The organism is Herbiconiux sp. VKM Ac-1786 (genome assembly GCF_015350805.1).
GTDB lineage: Bacteria > Actinomycetota > Actinomycetes > Actinomycetales > Microbacteriaceae > Herbiconiux.
Genome location: NZ_JADKSG010000002.1, coordinates 676296 through 700516 on the forward strand (window position 1 = coordinate 676296; position 24221 = coordinate 700516).

The window sequence follows — 24221 nt, forward strand, 5'->3', positions numbered from 1 at the left end:
TACACCTGGAATTGCTGTGATGCCGAGGGCGAGCACGACGCCGGGGGCGCAATTGCAGGCACGTGAAGTCTGCCGACAGCACGTTTCGCGAGGAGACGTGTTCTGTGTACGCCGTGTTACACGGCGGGGCCGAATGTAAATTCGGTGTTTCGGGGCGCGCAGAATCTGCAGAACGGATGCCCGCCCAGCACCCTCGGGGCTAGAGGGACGCCGAGGCGATCAGCCGTGACGTCGCCCGCAGGTACTTCTTGCGGTAGCCGCCGTTCAGCATGTCTCCCGCGAAGACCTCGTCGAGCGGGGTGCCGGAGGCGAGGATGCGGATCTGGGCGTCGTAGACGCGGTCGACGAACGCGACGAGCCGCAGCGCATCCGTCTGATTCAGCAGGGGGGCGACGTCGCTGAGCGCGATCACGTCGACCCCGTCGATCATCTTGATGTAGCGCGAGGGGTGGATGCTGCCGAGGTGCTCGACGAGCTCGGCGAACGGGTCGAGGGTGATCGACTCCCCCGCCGCGGCCCGGCGCTCGACGGCGGCGAGCAGCTCGGCGTCGCTGCCGAAGGCCACGGCGTGGCCCTCGATGTCGCGGCGGCGGTAGTCGAGGCCGTCGATGCGCACGATGTCGAAGCGGTCGGCGATGGCCTGGATCTCGCGCAGGAAGTCGGCCGCGGCGAAGCGGCCCTCGCCGAGGGCGTTCGGCGGCGTGTTCGAGGTAGCGGCCAGGCGGGTGCCGCCGGCGACGAGCTCGCCGAGGAAGCGGGTCATCAGCATGGTGTCGCCCGGGTCGTCGAGCTCGAACTCGTCGATCGCGATGAAGCGGGCGCCGTGGAAGAGCTTCACGGCCTCGCTGAAGCCGAGGGCGCCGACGAGGGCGGTGTACTCGATGAAGGTGCCGAAGTACTTCGGCCCGGGCGCCGCGTGCCAGAGGGCGGCGAGCAGGTGGGTCTTGCCGACGCCGAAGCCGCCGTCGAGATAGATGCCGGGCTTGGTGGCCGGCCCCTTCTTGGCCCGGCTGAAGAAGCCGCCCGTCTTCGCGGCGGGCTTCCAGCTGCCGGCGAAGGCGGTGATCTTCGCCAGCGCCTCGGCCTGGGAGGGGTAGTCGGGGTCGGGTCGGTAGCTCTCGAACGAGGCGGTGTCGAACTGGCGGGGCGGCACCAGGGTCGCGGCGAGCTCGGCCGCCGACATCGACGGGCTCCGCTCGGTGAGGCGCGGCGCCACGGCCTGCTGCTCGGCTGTCATCGGATCATCCTGTGTCTCGAACTGTGACCCCGGCGTGCAGAGGCGGCCGGGGAGGACCTAGATTCGTAGGGGGTGTCACCTACCCTAACTGGAGGTTGTGAAATGACTGTCGAGACCGATTCCGCTCCGAAGTTCGCCGGGTACGCGCATCCGGAGCGCCTCGTGTCGACCGAATGGCTCGAGGCCCACCTGGGCGAGCCGGGACTCGTGGTCGTGGAGTCCGACGAGGACGTGCTGCTCTACGAGACCGGGCACATCCCGGGCGCCGTCAAGATCGACTGGCACACCGACCTGAACGACCCGGTGCTGCGCGACTACGTCGACGGCGAGGCCTTCGCCTCGCTCGTCGGCGGCAAGGGTATCGCGCGCGACTCCACCGTCGTGATCTACGGCGACAAGAACAACTGGTGGGCCGCCTACGCCCTCTGGGTGTTCACCCTGTTCGGCCACGAGGACGTGCGCCTGCTGGACGGCGGCCGCGACAAGTGGATCGCCGAGGAGCGCCCCTTCACCACCGACCGCACGACGCCGGAGGCGGTGGACTACCCCGTCGTCGAGCGCCAGGACGCCGAGATCCGCGCGTTCAAGGACGACGTGCTCGCCCACCTCGGTCACCCGCTGATCGACGTGCGCTCCCCCGAGGAGTACAGCGGTGAGCGCACGACGGCTCCCGCCTACCCCGAGGAGGGCGCCCTGCGCGCCGGGCACATCCCGAGCGCGGCGAACGTGCCCTGGGCGAAGGCCGCGGCCGAGGACGGCACCTTCAAGCCCGTCGCCGAGCTCGACGCCATCTACCGCGAGGGTGCCGGCCTCACCGAGGGCGAGCCGGTCATCGCCTACTGCCGCATCGGCGAGCGGTCGAGTCACACCTGGTTCGTGCTGACGCACCTGCTCGGCTTCGAGGACGTGCGGAACTACGACGGCTCGTGGACCGAGTGGGGCAGCACGGTGCGCGTGCCGATCGTCAAGGGCGCCGAGCCCGGCGAGGTGCCCGCGCGCTGAGGCTCTCGCCCCCGTGCGCGGGAGCGCATACTTGAAGGGATGACCGAGAACCAGCTGCCGGCGACGCTCGCCGAGATCCGTGACGACTTCCTCGCCCTCGAGCAGCGCGAGCGGCTCGAGATGCTGCTCGAGTTCGCGAACGAGCTGCCCGAGCTGCCGCCGCGCTACAGCGAGCACCCCGACCTGCTGGAACGGGTGGAGGAGTGCCAGTCGCCGGTGTTCATCTTCGTCGAGGTCGAGGACGGGGTGGTGCATCTCTTCGCCACGGCGCCCCGCGAGGCGCCCACCACGCGCGGTTTCGCCTCGATCCTGGTGCAGGGCATCGACGGGTTGACCGTCGACGAGGTGCTCGGCATCCCCGACGACTTCCCGAACACGATCGGTCTCACCGAGGCGGTGTCGCTCTTGCGCATCCGGGGCATGACGGCGATGCTCGGGCGCACCAAGCGCCAGCTGCGGGAGCGCGTCGCGGCGTGAGCCGACCCTCTCGGCCGGCCGCTACAGGCCGTTGGCGTCGAGCCAGCCGCTGATCGCGCGGTTCCACTTCACCCGGTCGTAGTTCCACAGCTTCGTGTGCCGGGCGATCGAGAACGGCACGAAGGTGACGAGGTCGGGCCGGGCCTCGGCCAGCTTCCGCGAGGCGCCCGAGGGCACGTAGCCGTCGTCGTCGCTGTGCATGAGCAGCACCGGCACGTCGACCTCGTCCGAGCGCTTGACGAAGTCGAGCCGGTCGAGATCGAGCGGATGCTGCTGCCCGGTCACGAGGCGCCCGGGCGCGTGCGTGATGGTCGCGAAGGCCGCATCCCCCACGAGCTCGGGCACCCGGCGCGCCCGCCCCTGGAAGCGCAGCACCTCGCGCCAGTCGACCGCCGGCGACTCGAGCGCGATCCCCCGGATCAGCGCGCGGTGCCGCGCCCGGCCCATCGCCTGCAGCGAGATCGCCCCGCCCATCGACCAGCCCATCAGCACCACGTCGCGGGCGCCGTGCTCGACGGCCCAGGTGATGGCGGAGTCGAGGTCCTCCCACTCGGTGTCGCCGAGCGCGTAGCGGCCGTCGGCCGAGCGCGGCGCCTCGCCGTCGTTGCGGTAGGAGATGTGCAGCACGTGGTAGCCGTGCTCGTGGAAGACGGGCAGCGCCCGGATGGTCTCGCCGCGCCGCACGCCGCGCCCGTGCACCTGCACGACCCATTTCGTGGACGCCGGATCGGCGGCCGGCACGTACCACGCGGGCGCCGGACCCACCGCGGTCGGGACGCCGACCTCCTCGACGGCCACGCCGAGCTCGCTCGGGTGGATGTAGTACCAGCCGCTGATCCGGCCGTTCCGCGCGCGGGAGAGGTCGCCGTAGTCGACGGTCAGCACCGAGCGCCGCACGACGCCGTCGGAGACCGAGAGCACCTCGCCGATCCGTGCGTGGCCGGTGTCGGCCGAGAAGCGGAGGCTGTAGAGCCCCGGCAGGATCGAGTCGGCCGTGACGGCGAGGTCGACCGTGCCGCCCGCCTCGTCGTAGCCCAGGATGCGCACGTCGTCGACCGGGAGCGACGGGGTCACGATCGCCCGGGAGGTCAGGGCGGCGACGACGGCTCCCGCGGCAGTGACGACCGTGGCGGCCGTGCCGGCGACGAGGGCGACGACGGCCCAGACGGGGACGTTCGGCCGGACGTTCGGCCGGGGGTTCGGCCGGGGCGACGCAGGGCTCACGCGGGCTCTCCCTTCGGACGGCACCCGGCGTGCCGTCGCCGGGTGGAACGCAAAGAACTCTAGTCTGCAGACGTGCCCGATTCTCCCTTCAGCCCGGACATTCCGGCGGCGTTCGGCGCGGCGCTCGACTCGCTGCGCCGGGCCGACACGCGCGAGGAGCTCGTCGTGCACGAGATCCCCGCCCCCGGCAACCTGGCCCCCAACGCGGTGGCGCTCGCGGCCGACGTCTCGCCCGCGCGGCACGGCGCCGACTCCGAGCTCGGCACCGGACGGTTCATCCTGCTCCACGACGAGGAGCGGCCGGAGGCCTGGGGCGGCGAGTTCCGGGTGGTCTGCTTCGCGCAGGCGCCGCTCGAGACCGAGATCGGGCTCGACCCGTTCCTGGCCGACGTCGCCTGGTCGTGGCTCGTCGACGCGCTCGACGCGCGCGGCGCCAACTACCTGAACGCCTCGGGCACCGCCACCAAGATCATCTCGACCGGCTTCGGCGAGCTGCAGGCGCAGGGTGACGGAGCGCAGATCGAGCTCCGCGCATCCTGGACCCCCACCGACCACGACATCCAGGCCCACGTCGAGGGCTGGAGCGAACTGCTGTGCATGCTGGCCGGCCTTCCCCCCGTGGTCGACGGGGTGACGATGCTGCAGACCAGGCGAGCACGACGTGACTGAGGACCCCATCGAGACACCAGCTTCATCCCCGGCCCCCATCGCCGTGCCGACGCGCACCGTCATCGCCACGGTCGACGAGTTCCACGACGCCGTCGAGGCGATCGCCGAGGGCCACGGCCCCATCGCCGTCGACGCGGAGCGCGCGAGCGGCTTCCGCTACTCCCAGCGGGCCTACCTGATCCAGCTCTACCGGCGCGGCTCCGGCTCCTTCCTGATCGACCCGCCCGCGATCGAGGAGTTCGCTCCCCTGCAGTCGGTGATCGGCGACGTGGAGTGGGTGCTGCACGCCGCGAGTCAAGACCTTCCCTGCCTCCGAGAGGTCGGGCTCGAGCCGAGCACCGTCTTCGACACCGAGCTCGCCGCGCGACTGCTGGGCATCCCCCGGGTCGGGCTGGGCACCGTGGTCGAGGAGCTGCTGGGCATCCACCTCGCGAAGGAGCACTCGGCAGCCGACTGGTCGACCCGCCCGCTGCCCCCGTCGTGGCTCGAGTACGCCGCCCTCGACGTGGAGCTGCTGATCGATCTGCGTGACTCGATGGCCGTGCTCCTGAAGGAGCAGGGCAAGCTCGAGATCGCCGCGCAGGAGTTCGCCGCCGTCGTGGCGAAGGAGGACAAGCCGCCGCTCGCCGAGCCGTGGCGCCGCCTCACCGGCATCTCGGCGCTGCGAGCCGACCGGCACCTGGCCGCCGCCCGCGAGCTCTGGCTGGCCCGCGACGAGCTCGCCCGCGCCACCGACACCGCCCCCGGGCGCCTCGTTCCCGACGCCTCCTTGATGGTCGCCGCGCGCGCCCTGCCCACCTCGCGGCGCGAGCTCGCCTCGCTCAAGCAGTTCTCGGGCCGGGCCAGCCGCAGCGAGATCGACCGCTGGTGGGCCGCCATCGAACGCGCCCTCACGACCGACGACATCCCGGTGCAGCGCCGGGCCACCGACACCCTCCCTCCCCCGCGCAGCTGGGGTGACCGCAACCCCGAAGCGGATGCGCGGCTGAAGACCGCGCGAGCCGCCCTCACCGAGCTGTCCGCCGAGCGCGCGATCCCGCTCGAGAACCTGCTGACGCCCGACTTCCTGCGCCGCGTGGCGTGGAACCCGCCGTCGCCGCTGACCCTCGAGAGCCTCTCGGAGGCTCTCGCCGAGCTCGGGGCGCGCCCGTGGCAGATTGACCTGACTGCACAGCCGATCCTCGAAGCCTTTGTGGAACCCCACCAAAGCGCCGATCCGGCCGAGAAAGCCGATTCGTAGGAACAGTCAATCGATTCCTGGCTGTCAGGGGCCCGCTCTACGATCGAGACGTTCCCAACCAGGAGGCATTGTGGCCGAAAGAACTGAAGTCGTTTTCGTCGATGGAATGCGCACCCCCTTCGGGCGCGCGGGCGAGAAGGGCATGTACTGGCAGACCCGCGCCGACGACCTCGCGGTCAAGGCGATCACCGGCGTGCTGGAGCGCAACCCGCAGCTCCCCAAAGACCGCATCGACGACGTCGCCATCGCGGCGACCACCCAGCAGGGCGACCAGGGGCTGACCCTCGGCCGCACCACCGCCATCCTCGCGGGCCTGCCGCTCTCGGTGCCGGGCTACGCCATCGACCGCATGTGCGCCGGTGCCATGACGAGCGTCACCACGGTGGCCGGGGCGATCGCCTTCGGCGCCTACGACTTCGCCATCGCGGGCGGAGTCGAGCACATGGGCCGGCACCCGATGGGCTTCAACGCCGACCCGAACCCGCGCTTCCTCGCGGAGCGGCTGGTCAGCGGTGAGGCGCTGAACATGGGCAACACGGCCGAGCGCATCCACGACCGCTTCCCGCAGCTCACCAAGGAGCGCTCCGACCGCTACGCGCTGCGCAGCCAGCAGAAGGTCACGGCGGCCTACGAGGCGGGCAAGATCCAGCCCGACCTGGTGCCGGTCGCCATCCGCAGCGGGGAGGGCTGGGGGCTCGCCACGCGTGACGAGGCGCCCCGCCCCGAGACCACGATGGAGGGCCTCGCCGGCCTCCGCACCCCGTTCCGGCCGCACGGCCGGGTCACCGCGGGCAACTCCTCGGGCCTGAACGACGGCGCCACCGCCTCGCTCATCGCGAGCGAGAGCGCGGCCCGCGAGCTGGGGCTCCCGGTGCGGATGCGGCTGGTCTCCTTCGCCTTCGCCGGCGTCGAGCCCGAGATCATGGGCATCGGCCCGGTGCCGTCCACCGAGAAGGCCCTGCGCAAGGCCGGGCTGTCGATCGACGACATCGGCCTGTTCGAGCTGAACGAGGCGTTCGCGGTGCAGGTGCTCTCCTTCCTCGACCACTTCGCGATCGATGACGACGACCCCCGGGTGAACCAGTACGGCGGTGCGATCGCGCTCGGGCATCCGCTCGCCTCATCGGGGGTGCGCCTGATGATCCAGCTCGCCCGGCAGTTCGAGGAGCACCCCGAGGTGCGCTACGGCCTCACCGCCATGTGCGTGGGCCTCGGCCAGGGCGGCACCGTCATCTGGGAGAACCCGAACTGGAACAAGAAGGCGAAGGCAGCGCGATGACCGACTACGCAACGATCGACTTCTCCGATCTCGAGGCCTTCTCGGTCGACGAGGTCGTCACGCACTCGCTGGTGCGCGACGTGCCGCTGCCGAGCGGCAAGACGCTCGCCCTGATCACGCTCGACAACGGGCGCGACCACACCCGGCCGAACACGCTCGGGCCGGTCGGCCTGCTGGAGTACCTGCACACGCTGCAGGGCCTGCGCGCGCGAGCCGCGGCCGGCGAGATCGACGCGGTGGCCGTCACCGGCAAGCCGTACATCCTCGCCGCCGGCGCCGACCTGAGCAAGGTCGGCGAGATCCCGAGCAAGGACGCAGCGCGCAAGATGGCCCAGCTCGGCCACTACGCGTTCGGTGAGATGAAGAAGATCGGCGTGCCGAGCTTCGCCTTCGTCAACGGGCTCGCGCTCGGCGGCGGTGTCGAGGTGGCCCTGGCCGCCGACTACCGCACCATCGACTCCTCGACGCCCGCGCTCGCGCTGCCCGAGGTGTTCCTCGGCATCATCCCGGGCTGGGGCGGCGCCTACCTGCTGCCGAACCTGATCGGCATCGAGAACGCCCTGAAGGTCGTGATCGAGAATCCGCTCAAGAACAACCGCACCCTGAAGGGCCAGGAGGCCTTCGACCTCGGCATCGTCGACGCCATCTTCGGGCCGGGTAACTACCTGGAGGACTCGCTGAAGTGGGCCGACGGCGTGCTCACCGGAGCCGTGAAGGTCAAGCGCCCGAACGAGCCCGGCAAGGTCGAGCGCCTCGTGAAGTGGGATGCCGCGGTCGGCATCGCCCGCAAGATGCTCGAGTCGCGCATCGGCACCGTCGCGAAGTCGCCCTACCGGGCCCTCGACCTGCTGAAGGCCGCCAAGTCGGGCACGCCCGAGGAGGGCTTCGAGCGCGAGGACGAGGCGCTGGCCGAGCTGATCGCCGGCGACCAGTTCCGGGCGAGCATCTACGCCTTCAACCTGGTGCAGAAGCGCGCCAAGAAGCCGGCCGGCGCCCCCGACAAGGCGCTCGCGAAGAAGGTCACGAAGGTGGGCGTCATCGGCGCCGGTCTGATGGCCTCGCAGTTCGCGCTGCTGTTCGTGCGCCGGCTGCAGGTGCCGGTGGTCATCACCGACCTCGACCAGTCGCGGGTCGACAAGGGCCTGGAGTACATCCGCGGCGAGATCGCCACGCTGCTGTCGAAGGGCCGCATCTCGAGCGACGAGTCGAACCGCCTGAACGCGCTCGTCTCGGGCACCACCGACAAGGCGGAGTTCGCCGACGCCGACTGGGTGATCGAGGCCGTCTTCGAGGAGCTCGGCGTGAAGCAGGACGTCTTCGCGGAGATCGAGAAGCACGTCTCCGAGACCGCGGTGCTCGCCACGAACACCTCGTCCCTCTCGGTGGAGCAGATCGGGGCGAAGCTCGCCCACCCCGAGCGCCTGGTCGGCTTCCACTTCTTCAACCCGGTGGCGGTGATGCCGCTGATCGAGGTGGTGAACGCCCCGGCCACCGATGAGGCCACGCTGGCGACCGCGATGGGCGTGGCGGCGAAGCTGAAGAAGACCGCCGTCATCACCCGCGACACCCCCGGCTTCGTGGTCAACCGCGTGCTGGCCAAGGTGCTCGGCGAGGCGATGCACGCGGTCGACACGGGCACCCCGTTCGAGGTGATGAACCGGGCGCTCGACCGCTTCGGCCTGCCGATGACCCCGTTCGAGCTGCTCGAGCTGGTGGGCCTCAAGGTCGGTGCGCACGTGCTCGACACGCACCACGCGGCGTTCCCCGACCGCTTCTTCGAGAGCTCGAACCTGCACGCGCTCGCCGAGCACGGTCGCATCTTCGACCGCGACGACAAGGGCAAGATCAAGGGCTTCGACAAGACCGCGGTCAAGATCGTCACCCCACCCAAGGGCACCGGCACGCCGATGACCGAGGACGAGATCGCCCGCCGCGTCGAGGACGGCCTGGCCGACGAGGTGCACCGCATGCTCGAGGACGACGTGGTGCACGCGGCGGAGGACATCGACCTCTGCCTCATCCTCGGCGCCGGCTACCCGTTCCAGATGGGCGGCCTCACGCCCTACCTCGACCGGGTCGGTGCCTCGGAGCGCGCCTTCGGCGACACCTTCCACCACCCCCTCATCAAGGGCGTCTCGTAGCCCCACGGCTCCCGCCCCACCCAGCGGCCACCGCACCCTCCCGGGGTGTCGGTGGCCATTGGCGTTTGAGTAGGAAGTACCCATAACACCGACACCGGGGTCGGCCCGAGGATCGAGAGACCATTCGATCCGGAGGACCCATGCGACCACCCACCCGCACCACCCCATTCGCTCTCGCCACCGCGGCACTCGCCACCACCCTGCTGGCCGTCGGCGTCACGCCGGCCCAGGCGGTCGACGACACCCCGCCCATGCCCTTCTGCCCGCCCGTCTCGCAGTCGGTCGGCACCCACGTGCAGGAGAAGCTCTACGACCCCGATGCGCACCCCGGCCACTACGTTCCCTCGGTCGCAGCCGGCGCCCTCCCCGGCGGGGCGACCCTCGTCGACGGCCAGTGGTTCGCCGAATACCAGTCCCCCACCCCCGCGGTCGGCAGCTACGACTTCACCCTCCGCCTCACCTCCGACTTCGGCTCCTTCCTCGACAAGACCTGCCACGTCGACGTCGTCGCCGACCTCGCCCTCACGGGAGTCACCACCGTCGACCGCATCGGCGGAAGCGACCGCTACGACGTCGCGGCTGCCATCTCGAAGACGTCGGTTCCTGGCACGCGAACGCTGTATGTCGCATCGGGGGTGGACTTTCCAGACGCGCTCAGCGCTTCGCCCGTTGTGGCACACAATGAGAGTCGTCTGCTCTTGACAAAGCCTGACGAACTCCCCGAATCGATCTTCGATGAGATTCACCGCGTCGATCCGTTGACGATCGTTGTGCTCGGTGGGACGTCAGCAGTCTCCACCGCAGTGGAGACCAGGTTGAAGACCCTGGGGGCCCTGGTGGTCCGTATCGAAGGATCTGACCGCTACGAGCTGTCTCGGAATCTGATCGCCGACAGCAGGTTCGGTGCCGCAGCCTCGTCCAAGGCCTACCTCGCGACGGGTCGGTCCTTCCCGGATGCTTTGAGCGCCGCGTCAGCTGCCGCTCATGTCGGCGCGCCCGTCCTTCTTGCCGACGGTCAGGCCCCGTCCCTGTCGTCGGTGGAGACCGACCTCTTCACGACGCGGGGTGTCACCCGAACGATGATCTCGGGCGGCCCGACGGCTGTATCAACCGGAATCGAAGACAGTGTTCGGCTCTCGGTGACTCAGGTGAAGCGACCCACCGGCGGTGACCGGTACGCCACCTCGGCGGCGGTCGCTCGAGATGCGTTCAGCGTCAATAGCACAAGCCTCCCAACGACAGCCTATGTAGCCACCGGACAGGCCTTCCCGGACGCGCTGACCGGAACGGTGCTGGCTGCCGAGAACGGATCGCCCCTCTACCTCGTGCGGAAGGACTGCATTCCGCGCGACGCAGCTCAGCACATGGCTGATCTGAAGATCTCGAAGGTCGTGATCCTCGGCGGGCCGGCCGCGGTGTCGGACGACGTGGCGGCGCTCACGGTCTGCTCGGAGTAGGGCTCGCGATGAAGCGGCCACCGCACCCCCGGGGTGTCGGTGGCCGCTTCTATGGTGGGGGCATGGTGACGGGACGCAGTGGGAAGACGCAGTACTACGTGGCGGCCTCGGTCGACGGGTTCATCGCCGATCGGGAGGGCGGGCTGGAGTGGCTGCTGCAGTTCGGGTTCGAGGAGTTCCAGGGCGAGTACGACGCGTTCCTGGCCGAGGTGGGTGTGGTCGTGATGGGGTCGGCGACCTACGAGTTCGTGCTGGCCGAGGGCGGGCCGTGGGCCTACCCCGAGCAGGTGTCGTGGGTGCTGAGCTCGCGGCCGCTCTCCCTGCCCGAGGTGCAGGAGGGCGAGCTGCGGTTCGCCCGGGGTGACGTCGCCGAGCTGCACGAGCAGTGGGTCGAGGCCGCGAACGGGCGCAACGTCTGGATCGTCGGTGGTGGCGTCGTGGCGGCACAGGTGACTGACGCGGGGCTCCTCGACGAGATCGTGCTGACGACGATGCCCGTGGTGCTCGGTGCGGGCACGCCGCTCCTACCCGTCGCTGCCACGAGCGGCGTGCTGAGCGCCTCGGGCACGCACGTGCATCCGAGCGGCGCGATCACCACGCGATACGCCCTCCCGCGCCCCTGAGCGCGCGCGAGCGCAGCCCCGCTCAGCGGCTGGCGGGGTGGAAGGGGGTCGAGCCGGTGTCGGCCGAGGGCGCCGTCGCGTCGGGGTGCGACGCCGCGGGGCCCGCGGAGGCGGGGCGGGAGTCGACGGGACGGGCGATCGGGATCTTGTTGCCACGCACCTGCGCCACGAGGTCCTCCGCGATCTGCGTCGGCGTGAGGCCGACGCGCTCGAGGATCTGCTCACGGGTCGCGTGCTCGAGGAACTCGTCGGGCAGGCCCAGCTCGGTGACCGCCGTGTCGACGCCCGCCTCGCGCAGGTCCTGACGGATGCGCGTGCCGATACCGCCGACCCGCACACCGTCCTCGATCGTCACGACGATGCGGTGCGCATCCGACAGCTCGATGATGCTCCACGGCACCGGCACGACCCAGCGCGGGTCGACCACGGTGCAGCCGATGCCCTGCTCGGCGAGCAGCTCGGCGACGTCGAGCGCGATCGTGGCCATGGTGCCCACGGCGACGATCAGCACGTCCTTCGACTCGCCCTCGCGCAGCACGTCGACGCCGTCCCCGGTTCGGCGCAGCGCCACCAGCTCGGGGCCGACGGAGCCCTTCGGGAAGCGGATGACCGTCGGCGCGTCGGTGACGCGCACCGCCTCGGCCAGCTCCTCCCGCAGGCGCTCGGCGTCGCGCGGGGCGGCGAGACGGATGCGGGGCACGACCTGGAGGATCGCGAGGTCCCACATGCCGTGGTGGCTCGCCCCGTCGGGCCCGGTCACGCCGGCCCGGTCGAGCACGAACGTGACGCCGGCCTGGTGCAGCCCGACGTCCATCAGGATCTGGTCGAACGCCCGGTTCACGAAGGTGGCGTAGAGCGCGACGACGGGGTGCAACCCGCCGAAGGCAAGCCCGGCGGCCGAGGTGACGGCGTGCTGTTCGGCGATGCCGACGTCGAGCACGCGCGAGGGGAACCGCTCGGCGAACTTGTGCAGCCCGGTGGGGCGCAGCATCGCGGCGGTGATGCCGACGATCGTCGGGTCGTTCTCGGCCTGCAAGACGATCTCGTCGGCGAACACGCCCGTCCACGACGGCGCTCCCGAGGAGCCGATGGGCTCGCCCGTCTCGGGGTCGATCTGCCCGACGGCGTGGAACTGGTCGGCCACGTCGGCGAGGGCCGGCTCGTAGCCGCGGCCCTTCTCGGTGATGGCGTGCACGATGACGGGAGCGGCGTAATCCTTCGCCTGGCGCAGGGCCTCCTCCATCGCCCGCACGTCGTGCCCGTCGATGGGGCCGACGTACTTGATGTCGAGGTTGGCGTAGAGCGCCGCGTTGTTCGTCAGGCGGCTGAGGAAGCCGTGCAGCCCGCCGCGGGCACCGCGATAGAGGGCTCGGCCGGGGGCCCCGAGGTGATCGAAGAGCCGACGGCTCGACTGGTGCAGCTGCTGGTACTTGGATGCGGTGCGCACGCCGTTGAGGTACCGCGCCATACCGCCGATGGTCGGCGCGTAGGAGCGGCCGTTGTCGTTGACGATGATGACGAGGTTGCGGGAGTTGTCGTCGCTGATGTTGTTCAGCGCCTCCCAGGTCATGCCGCCGGTGAGGGCGCCGTCGCCCACCACCGCGACCACGTGCCGGTCGGTCTGGCCGGTCATCTCGAAGGCGCGGGAGATGCCGTCGGCCCAGGACAGCGAGCTCGAGGCGTGCGAGGACTCCACGACGTCGTGCGGGCTCTCGGAGCGCTGCGGGTAGCCGGCGAGGCCGCCCTTTTGGCGCAGCATCGAGAAGTCCTGCCGTCCGGTGAGCATCTTGTGCACGTACGACTGGTGGCCCGTGTCGAAGACGATCGCGTCGCGCGGCGAGTCGAAGACCCGGTGGATGGCGATGGTCGTCTCGACCACGCCGAGGTTCGGCCCCAGGTGCCCGCCGGTCTTGGAGACCTCGGCCACGAGGAACGCCCGCACCTCGGCCGCGAGGACTTCGAGCTCCTCGGTCGAGAGGGCGTCGAGATCACGCGGACCCCGGATCTGTTCGAGCAGGCTCATACCTTCCACCTTCCCACGCCCAGCTGAATTCGCAGTCTACGCCGCTCGGGAACGTCGCCCGGGGACGCGCCGGAAACGACCGAGCGGTGGGGCCCGGAGGCTCCCACCGCTCGTTTCAGGGCACTGATCAGACCAGGCTGCGCAGCACGTACTGCAGGATGCCGCCGTTGCGGTAGTAGTCCGCCTCACCGGGGGTGTCGATGCGCACCACGGCATCGAAGGTGATCGTCGACTTTCCGGGAGCCGACGACTCGCTCGGCGCGGCGGTGACGCGCACCGTCTTCGGCGTGGTGCCCGAGTTCAGCTCCTCGATGCCCTCGATCGAGACGATCTCGGTGCCGTCGAGGCCGAGCGACGCCCAGCTCTCGCCGGCCGGGAACTGCAGCGGCACGACGCCCATGCCGATCAGGTTCGACCGGTGGATGCGCTCGAAGCTCTCGACGATGACGGCCTTCACGCCGAGGAGCGAGGTGCCCTTCGCCGCCCAGTCGCGTGACGAGCCGGAGCCGTACTCCTTGCCGCCGAAGATCACCAGCGGCGTGCCGGCCGCCTGGTAGTTCTCGGAGGCGTCGTAGATGAACGACTGCGGGCCGCCCTCCCGCGTGAAGTCGCGGGTGTAGCCGCCCTCCACGCCGTCGAGCAGCTGGTTCTTCAGCCGGATGTTCGCGAAGGTTCCGCGGATCATCACCTCGTGGTTGCCGCGACGCGAGCCGTAGGAGTTGTAGTCCTTGCGGTCGACGCCGTGCTCGTCGAGGTAGCGGCCGGCGGGGCTGTCGGCCTTGATGTTGCCGGCGGGGCTGATGTGGTCGGTGGTGACCGAGTCGCCGAGCTTCGCCAGCACGCGGGCACCGACGATATCGGAGACCGGGGTGGTCTCGATCGTCATGCCCTCGAAGTACGGGGGCTTCCGCACGTAGGTGGACTGCGCGTCCCACTCGAAGGTGGGGCCGGTGGGCGTCGGCAGCGACCGCCAGCGCTCGTCGCCCTCGAAGACGCTCGAGTACTGGTGGGTGAACATGCCGGTGTCGATCGAGGAGTCGATCGTGGCCTGCACCTCGGCCGCATCGGGCCAGATGTCCTTCAGGAACACGTCGTTGCCCTGCGAGTCCTGACCCAGCGGGTCGACCTCGAAGTCGAAGTTCATCGAGCCGGCCAGCGCGTAGGCGATGACGAGCGGCGGCGACGCCAGGTAGTTCATCTTCACGTCGGGCGAGATGCGGCCCTCGAAGTTGCGGTTGCCCGAGAGCACCGCGGTGACGGCCAGGTCGTTGTCGTTGATGGCGGCGCTGACCTCGTCGATCAGCGGGCCCGTGTTGCCGATGCACACGGTGCAGCCGTAGCCGACGGTGTAGAAGCCGAGGGCCTCCAGGTCGTCGGTGAGGCCGGCCTTCGCGTAGTAGTCGGTGACGACCTTCGAGCCCGGGGCGAGCGTGGTCTTCACCCACGGCTTCGCCTTCAGGCCCAGCTTGTTCGCGTTGCGCGCCAGGAGGCCCGCCGCGAGCATGACGCTCGGGTTCGAGGTGTTGGTGCACGAGGTGATGGCGGCGACGGCGACGGCTCCGTGGTCGAGCGTGTAGCTGTCACCGGCGGGGGTCTCGACCCGGGTGGGCTTCGACAGGTCGCCGGGGGCGTGGCTGACGTGCGAGTGCGAGACCTCGTGGGCCGTGTCCTCGTCCTGCGGGGTGAAGCCGATGGGGTCGGATGCCGGGAAGGTGTCCTCCACCGCGGCGTCGACGCGGGACAGGTCCTGCGTGGCGTAGTCGGCGAGGTCGCGCACGAAGGTCTCCTTCGCGACGCTGAGCTCCACGCGGTCCTGGGGACGCTTCGGGCCCGAGATCGAGGGCACCACGGTGCTGAGGTCGAGCTCGAGGTACTCGCTGAACTCGGGCTCCTGAGCCGGGTCGTGCCAGAGCTTCTGCAGCTTGGAGTAGGCCTCCACCAGGGCGACCTGCTCCTCGCTGCGGCCGGTGAAGCGCAGGTAGTCGAGGGTGACGTCGTCGATGGGGAACATCGCGGCGGTGGAGCCGAACTCGGGGCTCATGTTGCCGATGGTGGCGCGGTTCGCGAGCGGAACCTGGCCGACGCCCTCGCCGTAGAACTCGACGAACTTGCCGACGACACCGTGCTTCCGCACCATCTCGGTGATGGTGAGCACCACGTCGGTCGCCGTGACGCCGGGCGGGATGGAGCCGGAGAGCTTGAAGCCCACGACCTTGGGGATGAGCATCGACACGGGCTGGCCGAGCATGGCCGCCTCGGCCTCGATGCCGCCGACACCCCAGCCGAGCACGCCCAGGCCGTTGACCATGGTGGTGTGCGAGTCGGTGCCGACACAGGTGTCGGGGTAGGCGCGCAGCACGCCGCCCACCTCACGGGTGTAGGTGACGCGGGCCAGGTACTCGATGTTGACCTGGTGCACGATGCCCGTTCCGGGCGGCACGACCTTGAAGTCGTCGAAGGCCGTCTGGCCCCAGCGCAGGAACTGGTACCGCTCGCCGTTGCGCTCGTACTCGATCTCGACGTTGCGCTGCAGCGCGTTCTCGCTGCCGAACAGGTCGGCGATGACCGAGTGGTCGATGACGAGCTCGGCGGGCGCCAGCGGGTTGATCTTCGCCGGGTCGCCGCCGAGGGCGCTGACGGCCTCGCGCATGGTGGCGAGGTCGACGATGCAGGGCACACCGGTGAAGTCCTGCATGACCACGCGCGACGGCGTGAACTGGATCTCGGTGTCGGGCTCCGCGGTGGGCACCCAGTCGCCGAGGGCCGAGATGTGCTCGGCCGTGATGTTCGCACCGTCTTCGGTGCGGAGGAGGTTCTCGAGCAGCACCTTGAGGCTGAACGGGAGCTTCTCGTGGCCCGGCACCTGATCGATGCGGAACACCTCGTACGAGGCGTCTCCGACCTTCAGAGTGTCTTTCGAACCGAAACTGTTGACTGCCGACACGTCGACCTCACCTTCGCTGACTCACGACAATCCTTGTGCGTGAGAAGGGTGAATGGCTAGCAAGGGAACCCTTACCGAAAAAGGCCCCGGGAGCCGGTTCACGCCTGATTGATTTATCTTGACGTCAAGATAAATATAGCACCCGGCCCGCCGCTCACTCCCGGTCGGAGACCAGCCCCCTCGAGCGGGCGATGCGATACCAGAGCTCGATCCCGGCCGCTCCCACGACGCCGACGCCGACCGCGAAGGCGAGACCCGGCAGCCCGGGCACCTCGAGGGCGAAGAAGTCCCGGGCGAGCGGGATCGTGAACGACACGGCGAAGGCGAGGGTGACCGAGCCGATCAGGGCGAGCCGCGCCTTCGAGAACGGCCGCGCCAGCACGCTCAGCACCCAGAGCGAGACGATGAACAGGGTGATCGTCACGAGGCTGCGGGTCTCGTCCAGCGGCAGCAGCTCGCTCAGCACCGCGAACGAGGCGATCACGGCGGCCGAGGCGATCAGCCCCGACGGGATCGAGAAGCTCAGGATGCGCTTCAGCACGCCCGGGCGGTACCGCCGTCGGTTCGGCGCCAGAGCGAGGAAGAACGACGGGATGCCGATGGCCAGCGTCGACACCAGCGTCATCTGCCGGGGCAGGAACGGGAAGCGCCAGAGCAGCACGGCGACCACCACGGCCAGCACGATGCCGTAGACGGTCTTCGTCAGGAACAGATTCGACACCCGCTCGACGTTGGCGATCACCCGGCGGGCGTAGTCGAGCACGGTCGGCAGGCGGTCGAAGCGGCCCTCGAGCAGCACGATCCGCGACACCGCACGGGTGGCCGGGGTGGCGTTGCCCATCGCGATGCCGAGGTCGGCGTCCTTGACGGCCATGGCGTCGTTGACGCCGTCGCCGGTCATCGCCACGGTGTGCCCGTCGGCCTGCAGTTGGTGCACGACCCGGCGCTTCTGCTCGGGGGCGACGCGGCCGTAGACGCTGGTGCCGGCCAGCGCCTTAACCAGCGACTCGTCCGAGACGAGGGTCGAGGCGTCCCGCGCCTCGCCGGGCAGGCCGAGCTCCCCCGCGATCGCGCCGACCGTGACCGGGTTGTCGCCCGAGAGCACCACGACCCGCACGCCCTGCTCGTCGAAGTAGTCCAGCGTCGGCCGCGCATCCGTTCGCACCGTCTCATGGAAGACCGCGATCGCGGCCGGCCGGAAGCCCTCGCCCGGGGTGACCCGCTCGGCGTAGTCGGAGGCCGTGCCCGCGCCGCGCCCGAGCGCGAGCGCACGGCGACCGCCGGAGGCGATGCCCTGGGCGGCGGCGAGGGCATCCGGGAACCCCTCGAGCAGGCGTTCGGGGGCGCCGAGCAGCCAGGTCTCGCGGGAGCCGTCGCGGTCGAAGGTGACGGCGCTGAAGGCGCGGCGCGAGTTGAACGGCAGCCGCTCGAGCACGGTGCCGCCGTCGGCGTCGAAGTGGGTTCGCAGGGCCAGCGCGGTCTGGTTCGCCGCCACGTCGTGGGCGATCAGGCCGAGCACCGCGTCGAGCTCGGTGTCGCCGAACGGCGGCGAGCCGTCGGCCGGGTCGATCGTGACGAGACGCTCGAAGCCGATCTCGCCGGTGGTGAGCGTGCCGGTCTTGTCGAGGCAGAGCACGTCGACCCGGGCCAGCACCTCGACCGCGGCGAGCTCCTGCACGAGCACCTTCTGCCGCCCGAGCTGGATCACGGCGACCCCGAACGCGAGGCTCGTCAGCAGCACCAGGCCCTCGGGGATCATGCCGACCACGGCGGCGACCGTGTCGATACCGGCCTGCCGGAAGTCCTCGGGGCTCGTGCCGTCGCCGCTGTAGGCTATGACGCGCCCGATCACGACGATCGCGATGATCGGCAGCAGTAGCCAGGTCAGGTACACCAGGATGCGCGTGGTGGCGGCCCGCAGCTCGGAGTACACCACGGAGTGGCGCTTGATCTCGCGGGTCAGCGTGTTGGCGTAGGAGTCGGCGCCGACCGCGGTGACCGTCGCCTCGGCGGTACCGGAGACCACCAGCGAGCCCGACAGCACCTTGTCGCCCGCGCGCTTGGCGACGGGCTCGGACTCGCCGGTCAGCATCGACTCGTCGACCAGCAGGTCGCTGGCGCTGCCGAGGGTGGCGTCGGCGGTGACCTGGTCGCCCGGCCGCAGCAGCATCAGGTCGTCGAGCACGATCCGCTCGGGCCGCACGACGACGACCGCTCCCCCGCGGCGCACGGCCGTCTCGGGGGCCGAGAGCAGCGCCAGGCGCTCGAGGCTGCGCTTGGCGCGCAGCTCCTGCACGATGCCGATCAGCGAGTTGACGACCACGATGCCGAAGAAGAGCCCGTCGCCGAGGTCGCCGAGCAGCAGCACGGCGATGAAGCAGGCGGTGAGGATGCCGTTGAAGAACGTGAGCACGTTCTCCCTGAGGATGCTCGAGACCGACCGCGAGAGCGACGCGTCCTGCTCGTTCGTCTGCCCGCGGGCGACCCGCTCGGCGACCTCCTCGGCGCTCAGCCCCGGCGCTTCCCCCGCACCGACGCGCTCCCCTGGCGCGGCCACTACTCGGTCGTCTCGGTCGACTCGGTCGTCTCGGCCGTCAGCGGGTCGGAGGCCGGCTTCGAGTACGCCGCCCGCACGAGCAGCCAGGTCACCCAGAGCAGCCCCGCGTACAGCGGCACGCCCATGATCAGCTTCACCGATCCGAGCAGCGTCGTCTCGCCCGCGAGGTAGAGCGGGAGCTCGAACAGCAGCCGCGCGGCGAACAGCCCGACCCAGCACCACGTCGCCACCAGCACGACCCGGCCCTTGGCGGGATCGGTGCGGTAGCCGGCCGGGTCATTGGCGAGGAGCCCGACGATCACGCCGATCAGCGGCCGGCGCACGATCAGCGAGACCAGCAGCACGATCAGGCAGACGGTGTTGATCGCGATGCCGACGAGGAAGTTGTCCTCGGCGCGGCCGGTGAACAGCGCCAGGGCCGCCGAGACGCCGACGCCGAGCAGGCCGGCGATGGCGGGCATCGGAGCGCTCCGCATGACGAGCCGCACGATGACGAAGACCACCGAGACGGCGACCGGTGCCACGACCGCGAGCACGAGGTCTTTCGTGAAGGTGTAGATCACGAGGAAGGCGAGCCCGGGCAGGATCGACTCGATCAGCCCGCGCACGCCGCCGATGGCCCGAAGCAGCGACGAGCCCGACGGGGTCTCCCCCGGCTTCACCTGCCCGATGCCGGCGTTCCGGGCCGCCTGGGCGAACGCCTCGTGGAAAGTGGGCTGACGCTCCGCGTCGCGGCCAGGTTGGGCGTCGCTCACGGCGCTAGCCGGCAGCGGGCGTGGCGCCCGAGGCCGCGGTCTTCGGGATGCTCAGCGGGATCAGGTCGCGCGGCGGCATCGGCTGCGTGCCGCGCACGACGACGACGCTGCGGAACAGCTCCTCGACGGCCGCCTTGGCGGTGGGGTTCTGGATGGCCTCGCCGGCGATCACGCCGCGCAGCAGCCAGCGCGGGCCGTCGACGCCGATGAACCGGGCGATCCGCATGCCCTGCGTGCCGTCGGGCGCCGTGGCCGGCACCCCGGCCACGAGCTCGGGGCCGAACGGGCCCACCTGCGCGGTGCTCTTGCCGCCCTGCTTGAGGATCTGGTCCTCGATCTGCTCGCGGATCTCGTTCCACAGCCCGGTGGAACGAGGAGCGGCGAACGCCTGCACCTGCAGCGTCGATCCGGCGTAGTCGAGCCCGACCGCGACGACGCGGTTGGTGCCCTCCTCCACCTCCAGGCGCAGGTGCAGCCCCTCGCGGGGCAGGATCTTGAGGCCGCCGAGGTCGACGTAGGGCCGGGCGGGGCTCGCCTCGGTGGCGTCGAAGGGGCCGTCGGTGGCACGGTCGGCGGGCGCGGACTTGGCGTCGCGGTCGACGACCTCCGCGGCGTCGTCACCGGTGGCGGCGTCGTCGGTGGTCGCCAGCTCGCCCTCGGTGGGCTCTTCTGGAACGAGTTCGTTGTCGGTCATGACTGGTTTCCGTTCGTGGGCGACGAGTATCCGGTCGACCCGAAGCCGCCCTGCCCGCGATCGCTCCCGGGGAGCGTCTCGACGGGTACGAACACGGCTCGTGTCACCGGCATCACGATCAGTTGCGCGATTCTGTCGCCGACGGCGATATCGTACGGCACTGCGCTGTCGGTGTTGAGGAGGGCGACCTTGATCTCGCCGCGGTAGCCCGCGTCGACGGTGCCGGGCGCGTTGACGATCGTGATGCCGTGCTTCGCGGCGAGACCCGATCGGGGCACCACGAAGGCGGCGAAGCCGTCGGGCAGCGCGATGGCCACGCCGGTGCCGACGAGCCGCCGCTCCCCCGGGGTGAGCGTGAACGCCTCGGCCGAGCGGAGGTCGGCTCCCGCGTCTCCCGGGTGGGCGTACTCCGGCACCTCGGGCGCCGTGATCAGGATCTCGGTGGTGGATGTCACGAGACGAGGCTAGGGCATCCGCTCCCCGCCTGTCGGGCCCCACCCGCAAAGGATGATCGAATAGAGCCATGTCGCACTATCGGGAACGGCTCACCCCGTCGCTCTGGGTCTTCGTGGCCACCGCCCTCGTCATCCCCGCGAGCATCCTGGTGTTCGCGCCGGTGACCGCGGTGCCGGGGCTCGTCGTCGGCACCGCCGTGGGGCTCGTGCTCTACGCCGGGGTGCTGGCCGTGCTGGTGGCGACCGCTCCGGTGATCGAGGTGTCGGGGGGCCGGCTGAGGGTCGGCCGCGCATCCATCGCCCTCGATCTTCTCGGCGGATGCACGGCTTACGAGGGCCCGGAGGCCTTCGCCGAGCGGGGTACCCGTCTCGACGCCCGGGCGTTCCTGTGCATCCGCGGCTGGATCAAGCCGGTGGTTAAAATGCGAATCGCCGATCCGCAGGACCCGACACCCTACTGGCTGGTGTCGAGCCGGCGTCCCGGCGATCTCATCGATGCGGTGACGGTGCGCTAGGCGCGCCTCGCGCGAAGGGCCTCTAGGAGGCGCACTCCACGCAGATGGCGCCGAGCTTCTCCTCGTGATCGATCTGCGAGCGGTGCTTCACCAGGAAGCAGCTCACACAGGTGAACTCGTCGGCCTGCGGGGGCAGGACGACGACATCCAGGTCGAGGTCGGAGAGGTCGGCCCCGGGGAGTTCGAAACCACCCGGGTTGTCGGCGTCATCGACATCTACGACGCCGGACATCTTGTCCGGAACTCGCTCCTTCAGCGCTTCGATCGAGTCCGAGTCGTCGTCGGTCTTGCGCGGTGCGTCGTAATCAGTCGCCATGCCCATCCACTTCTTGAATACAGCCGTTTAACCAAATCGGCGGCGTTAGTTTGCATCATTGATGCCCGAATAGCAAACCGTCGAATGAGCAATGAATACTCATGGCGCCATCAACTTCCGGCACGCCCGGAACATTCCCTCGTGCGGGCCGCACCGCATGGCATCCTGTCAGCGAACAGTGACCTCTGGAGGCCTTCCACCATGCAGGATCTAACGGTAATCGGAGTCGAGAACGGGGCGTTGATCGTCTCGAGCGACGGCGGGGAGCGTTTCCGCATCGTCATCGACGACGTGCTCCAATCCCGGCTCCGTGCGAGCATCGCGTCCGCGCAGGGCGGAAAGAAGGTCTCGCCGCGCGAGATCCAGATGCACATCCGCGCCGGGCTGTCGGCCGTCGAGGTCGCCGAGCTCACCGGGGCCGACGTCGAGTACGTCGAGCGCTTCGAGGGGCCCGTGCTCGCCGAGCGCCAGTTCATGGTCGACTCCGCCCTGCGGGTGCCCGTGCAGCCCACCTCCCCCGCCGACCCGCTCGGCGAGGAGCCGCTGTCGACCTTCGGCGACGCGCTCGAGGAGCGCCTCGAGGGCCTCGACGCGAAGGACGTGCGCTGGGCGAGCTGGAAGGACGAGTCGGGCTGGATCGTCAAGCTCACCTTCACCTCCCGCGAGATCGAGCACGACGCCCGCTGGCAGTTCGACCCGAAGCGCCACGTGCTCACCCCCCTGAACAACGAGGCCACCACGCTCTCCCGGCACGGCGAGCTGACCGAGGGGCTCATCCCGCGGCTGCGCGCGGTGTCGGCGAACGACGGCCAGCGCTTCGACAGCGGCGCCTTCGACCCGCTCGACGACCGCGGTGCCGACTCCGAGACGACTCCGGATGCGCACGCCGAGCCCACGGCACCCGCCGCACCCGCCCCGTCCGAGACCCCGACCACCGTGGTGGGTGCGAGCCGCCTGCTGCGCGACCCCTCCCGCGAGGCGGCCGGACGGGCCGAGAACCGACCCTTCGACGCCTTCGCCGTGAAGCGCTCCGACGACGAGCCGGCCGACCACAACCAGACCGCCGACCTGCTCGAGGCGCTGCGGCGCCGGCGGGGCGAGCGCGAGGCGGCGGCGTCCGAGCCCGAGGAGACGGCCGAGCATCCGGTCTTCGGCGGGCCGCGGGCCCTCGACCGCGAGTCGACGGGCGGTGCCGATCGCGACGACGCCCAGCAGATCGCCGACCTGTTCGGCCCCGAGGCCGGCGACACCCCGCTCGACGGCCTGGGCTCCGAGCTGGCCGACGCACCGGCCGGCAAGGGCGGGCGCGGGGCGACCGGCCCGCAGCCCCGGGCGAAGCGCCAGCGCGCGTCGATGCCGAGCTGGGACGAGATCGTCTTCGGCGCCCGCAGCGACGACGACCCGGCCTAGGCGGACGCCGGCCGGGGCGGTTCCGGCCGCGACTAGCGGGCGAACGCTCCGGCGCGCAAGAGCGGAACCATCGTCTCCTCGTCGGTGAGCGAGCCGTGCTGGCCGATCATCGACTGCCCCGTCGTGTCGCCGCCGCGTCCGTCGTAGTACGCGACCAGCTTGCGGGCGGCGACGATCACGTCGCCGATCCGCGGCCGCACCTCGTCGTCGACCGTGGGGCCGAACCAGCCGGCGGCGACGGCCTCGTCGCGCGTCGCGATCCAGGCCCGGGAGCCCTCGGCGGCGCGCCAGGCGTCGGCCAGGCGGTCGGCGGCGGCACGGGCATCCGGAGCCGGCAGAGCGGGGTCGAGGTAGAGCTGCACGCAGCGCGGGTCGCCGCCGATGTGGCGCACGCCCTCGACGAGCGACGGCACCTCGCCGAAGAGCACGTGCCCCGTGACGGGCACGTCGACGACGCCGTGGTCGGCGGTGAGCAGCAGGCCCTCGCCGCGCCGCAGCTGCGACACGAAGCCGCCGTAGGCCTGGTCGAGCGTCTCGAGGGTGGCGAGCCAGCGGTCGGACTCCCAGCCCTTCGCGTGCGCGAGCTGGTCGAGCTCGGGCACGTAGAGATAGACGATGCGCCGGCCGCTCTGGTCGAGCAGGCGGCGGGCTGCGGCGAAGCGCTCGGCGATGGAGCCGGCGGGCACGTACTCGGCGCCGCGCAGGATGGCCTGCGTGAGGCCCGAGGTCGCGTACTTGGCGGGCCCGACGGTGTTCGAGGGGATACCCGCGGCGCGGAGCTGCTCGAAGACGGTGGGGCGGCGCTGCCAGGTGGCCGGGTCCATGGTCTCCGACCAGCCCGAGAGCTGGTTCACGACGGCGTTCGCGTGCGGCACGAGCGCCGTGTAGCCGACGATGCCGTGCTCGCCGGGCCGCGTGCCGGTCGTCAGCGACGAGAGGGCGGCGGCCGTGGTGGTCGGGAAGCCGCTGACGAGGCTGGAGCGCTTGGTGAGAGCGGCGGTCAGGGAGCGGGCGTGACCGGCTCGGGCCCGGAGGGCGGCCGTGCCGAGACCGTCGACCAGCACGACGACGATGCGCTCGGCCGCGGGGAGGTCGAGGGCGTTCGGCTCGCCCGCCAGTGCCCGCGTGCAACTCGGCAACACGTCGGCGAGCGTCAGCTCCCCCGCCGCGCGCGTCGGTAGCATGGTGACCATTCGGCCAAGT

20 protein-coding genes are annotated in these 24221 nt (G+C 70.6%); 10 read left to right on the forward strand and 10 right to left on the reverse strand.

Going from position 1 to position 24221, the window contains the following annotated elements:
* Positions 1 to 199: 199 nt before the first annotated feature.
* Positions 200 to 1237 (reverse strand): cell division protein ZapE, encoded by a 1038-nt coding sequence (zapE, locus tag ITJ64_RS14160; RefSeq protein ID WP_194681392.1) that lies wholly within the window; start codon positions 1235 to 1237, stop codon positions 200 to 202.
* 102 nt (positions 1238 to 1339) lie between these two features.
* On the opposite strand from zapE, the gene ITJ64_RS14165 reads away from it, so the two are divergent.
* Entirely contained in the window at positions 1340 to 2239 is a 900-nt protein-coding gene (locus ITJ64_RS14165; RefSeq protein ID WP_194681393.1) for a sulfurtransferase, read from the forward strand.
* Between the two features lie 39 nt (positions 2240 to 2278).
* On the forward strand, positions 2279 to 2716 hold the full coding sequence (locus ITJ64_RS14170) for a SufE family protein (RefSeq protein ID WP_194681394.1): 438 nt from the start codon (positions 2279 to 2281) through the stop codon (positions 2714 to 2716).
* Between the two features lie 21 nt (positions 2717 to 2737).
* On the opposite strand, the gene ITJ64_RS14175 is transcribed toward ITJ64_RS14170, so the two are convergent.
* On the reverse strand, positions 2738 to 3940 hold the full coding sequence (locus ITJ64_RS14175; RefSeq protein ID WP_194681395.1) for an alpha/beta fold hydrolase: 1203 nt from the start codon (positions 3938 to 3940) through the stop codon (positions 2738 to 2740).
* A 72-nt stretch (positions 3941 to 4012) separates the two neighbouring features.
* Between ITJ64_RS14175 and ITJ64_RS14180 the strand changes: the two genes are divergently transcribed.
* The 6 genes from ITJ64_RS14180 (at position 4013) to ITJ64_RS14205 (ending at position 11349) form a co-directional block, all read left to right on the forward strand.
* The gene (locus ITJ64_RS14180) at positions 4013 to 4609 is read left to right on the forward strand and encodes a DUF3000 domain-containing protein (RefSeq protein WP_194681396.1); all 597 of its coding nucleotides are present in this window, start codon (positions 4013 to 4015) and stop codon (positions 4607 to 4609) included.
* Positions 4610 to 4652: 43 nt separating this feature from the next.
* Positions 4653 to 5849, forward strand: coding sequence for an HRDC domain-containing protein (locus ITJ64_RS14185; RefSeq protein WP_194682161.1), 1197 nt, complete (start codon positions 4653 to 4655; stop codon positions 5847 to 5849).
* Positions 5850 to 5919: 70 nt separating this feature from the next.
* The gene (locus ITJ64_RS14190; RefSeq protein WP_194681397.1) at positions 5920 to 7128 is read left to right on the forward strand and encodes a thiolase family protein; all 1209 of its coding nucleotides are present in this window, start codon (positions 5920 to 5922) and stop codon (positions 7126 to 7128) included.
* A complete protein-coding gene (locus ITJ64_RS14195) occupies positions 7125 to 9269 on the forward strand; it encodes a 3-hydroxyacyl-CoA dehydrogenase NAD-binding domain-containing protein (RefSeq protein WP_194681398.1) in 2145 nt (714 codons plus the stop codon). The genes ITJ64_RS14190 and ITJ64_RS14195 overlap by 4 nt, the downstream gene beginning before the upstream one ends.
* Before the next feature lie 140 nt (positions 9270 to 9409).
* A complete protein-coding gene (locus ITJ64_RS14200; RefSeq protein ID WP_194681399.1) occupies positions 9410 to 10726 on the forward strand; it encodes a cell wall-binding repeat-containing protein in 1317 nt (438 codons plus the stop codon).
* A 62-nt stretch (positions 10727 to 10788) separates the two neighbouring features.
* Positions 10789 to 11349: a dihydrofolate reductase family protein gene (locus ITJ64_RS14205; protein ID WP_194681400.1), complete on the forward strand. Its 561-nt coding sequence runs from the start codon at positions 10789 to 10791 to the stop codon at positions 11347 to 11349.
* A 22-nt stretch (positions 11350 to 11371) separates the two neighbouring features.
* Here the strand turns inward: ITJ64_RS14205 and dxs are convergent, their stop codons facing one another.
* The 6 genes from dxs to dut form a co-directional block, all read right to left on the reverse strand.
* Positions 11372 to 13372: a 1-deoxy-D-xylulose-5-phosphate synthase gene (gene dxs / locus ITJ64_RS14210; protein WP_194681401.1), complete on the reverse strand. Its 2001-nt coding sequence runs from the start codon at positions 13370 to 13372 to the stop codon at positions 11372 to 11374.
* 127 nt (positions 13373 to 13499) lie between these two features.
* Positions 13500 to 16316, reverse strand: coding sequence for an aconitate hydratase AcnA (gene acnA / locus ITJ64_RS14215; protein ID WP_194681402.1), 2817 nt, complete (start codon positions 16314 to 16316; stop codon positions 13500 to 13502).
* Positions 16317 to 16470: 154 nt separating this feature from the next.
* The gene (locus ITJ64_RS14220; protein WP_194681403.1) at positions 16471 to 18873 is read right to left on the reverse strand and encodes an HAD-IC family P-type ATPase; all 2403 of its coding nucleotides are present in this window, start codon (positions 18871 to 18873) and stop codon (positions 16471 to 16473) included.
* A complete protein-coding gene (locus ITJ64_RS14225; protein ID WP_370545194.1) occupies positions 18873 to 19628 on the reverse strand; it encodes a DUF3159 domain-containing protein in 756 nt (251 codons plus the stop codon). The genes ITJ64_RS14220 and ITJ64_RS14225 overlap by 1 nt, the downstream gene beginning before the upstream one ends.
* Before the next feature lie 4 nt (positions 19629 to 19632).
* Positions 19633 to 20322, reverse strand: a complete 690-nt coding sequence (locus ITJ64_RS14230) for a DUF3710 domain-containing protein (protein ID WP_194681404.1) — start codon at positions 20320 to 20322, stop codon at positions 19633 to 19635.
* A complete protein-coding gene (gene dut / locus ITJ64_RS14235; RefSeq protein ID WP_194681405.1) occupies positions 20319 to 20777 on the reverse strand; it encodes a dUTP diphosphatase in 459 nt (152 codons plus the stop codon). The genes ITJ64_RS14230 and dut overlap by 4 nt, the downstream gene beginning before the upstream one ends.
* A 68-nt stretch (positions 20778 to 20845) precedes the next feature.
* On the opposite strand from dut, the gene ITJ64_RS14240 reads away from it, so the two are divergent.
* Positions 20846 to 21292 carry a DUF3093 domain-containing protein gene (locus ITJ64_RS14240; protein ID WP_194681406.1) on the forward strand — a complete coding sequence of 149 codons (447 nt, stop codon included), beginning with the start codon at positions 20846 to 20848 and terminating at the stop codon, positions 21290 to 21292.
* 22 nt (positions 21293 to 21314) lie between these two features.
* Here ITJ64_RS14240 and ITJ64_RS14245 read toward each other — a convergent pair whose 3' ends face one another.
* Positions 21315 to 21608 carry a DUF4193 domain-containing protein gene (locus ITJ64_RS14245; protein ID WP_066038695.1) on the reverse strand — a complete coding sequence of 98 codons (294 nt, stop codon included), beginning with the start codon at positions 21606 to 21608 and terminating at the stop codon, positions 21315 to 21317.
* A gap of 201 nt (positions 21609 to 21809) precedes the next feature.
* On the opposite strand from ITJ64_RS14245, the gene sepH reads away from it, so the two are divergent.
* A complete protein-coding gene (gene sepH / locus ITJ64_RS14250; RefSeq protein ID WP_194681407.1) occupies positions 21810 to 23018 on the forward strand; it encodes a septation protein SepH in 1209 nt (402 codons plus the stop codon).
* A gap of 32 nt (positions 23019 to 23050) precedes the next feature.
* Here sepH and ITJ64_RS14255 read toward each other — a convergent pair whose 3' ends face one another.
* On the reverse strand, positions 23051 to 24211 hold the full coding sequence (locus ITJ64_RS14255; RefSeq protein WP_194681409.1) for an alkaline phosphatase family protein: 1161 nt from the start codon (positions 24209 to 24211) through the stop codon (positions 23051 to 23053).
* Positions 24212 to 24221 lie beyond the last annotated feature (10 nt).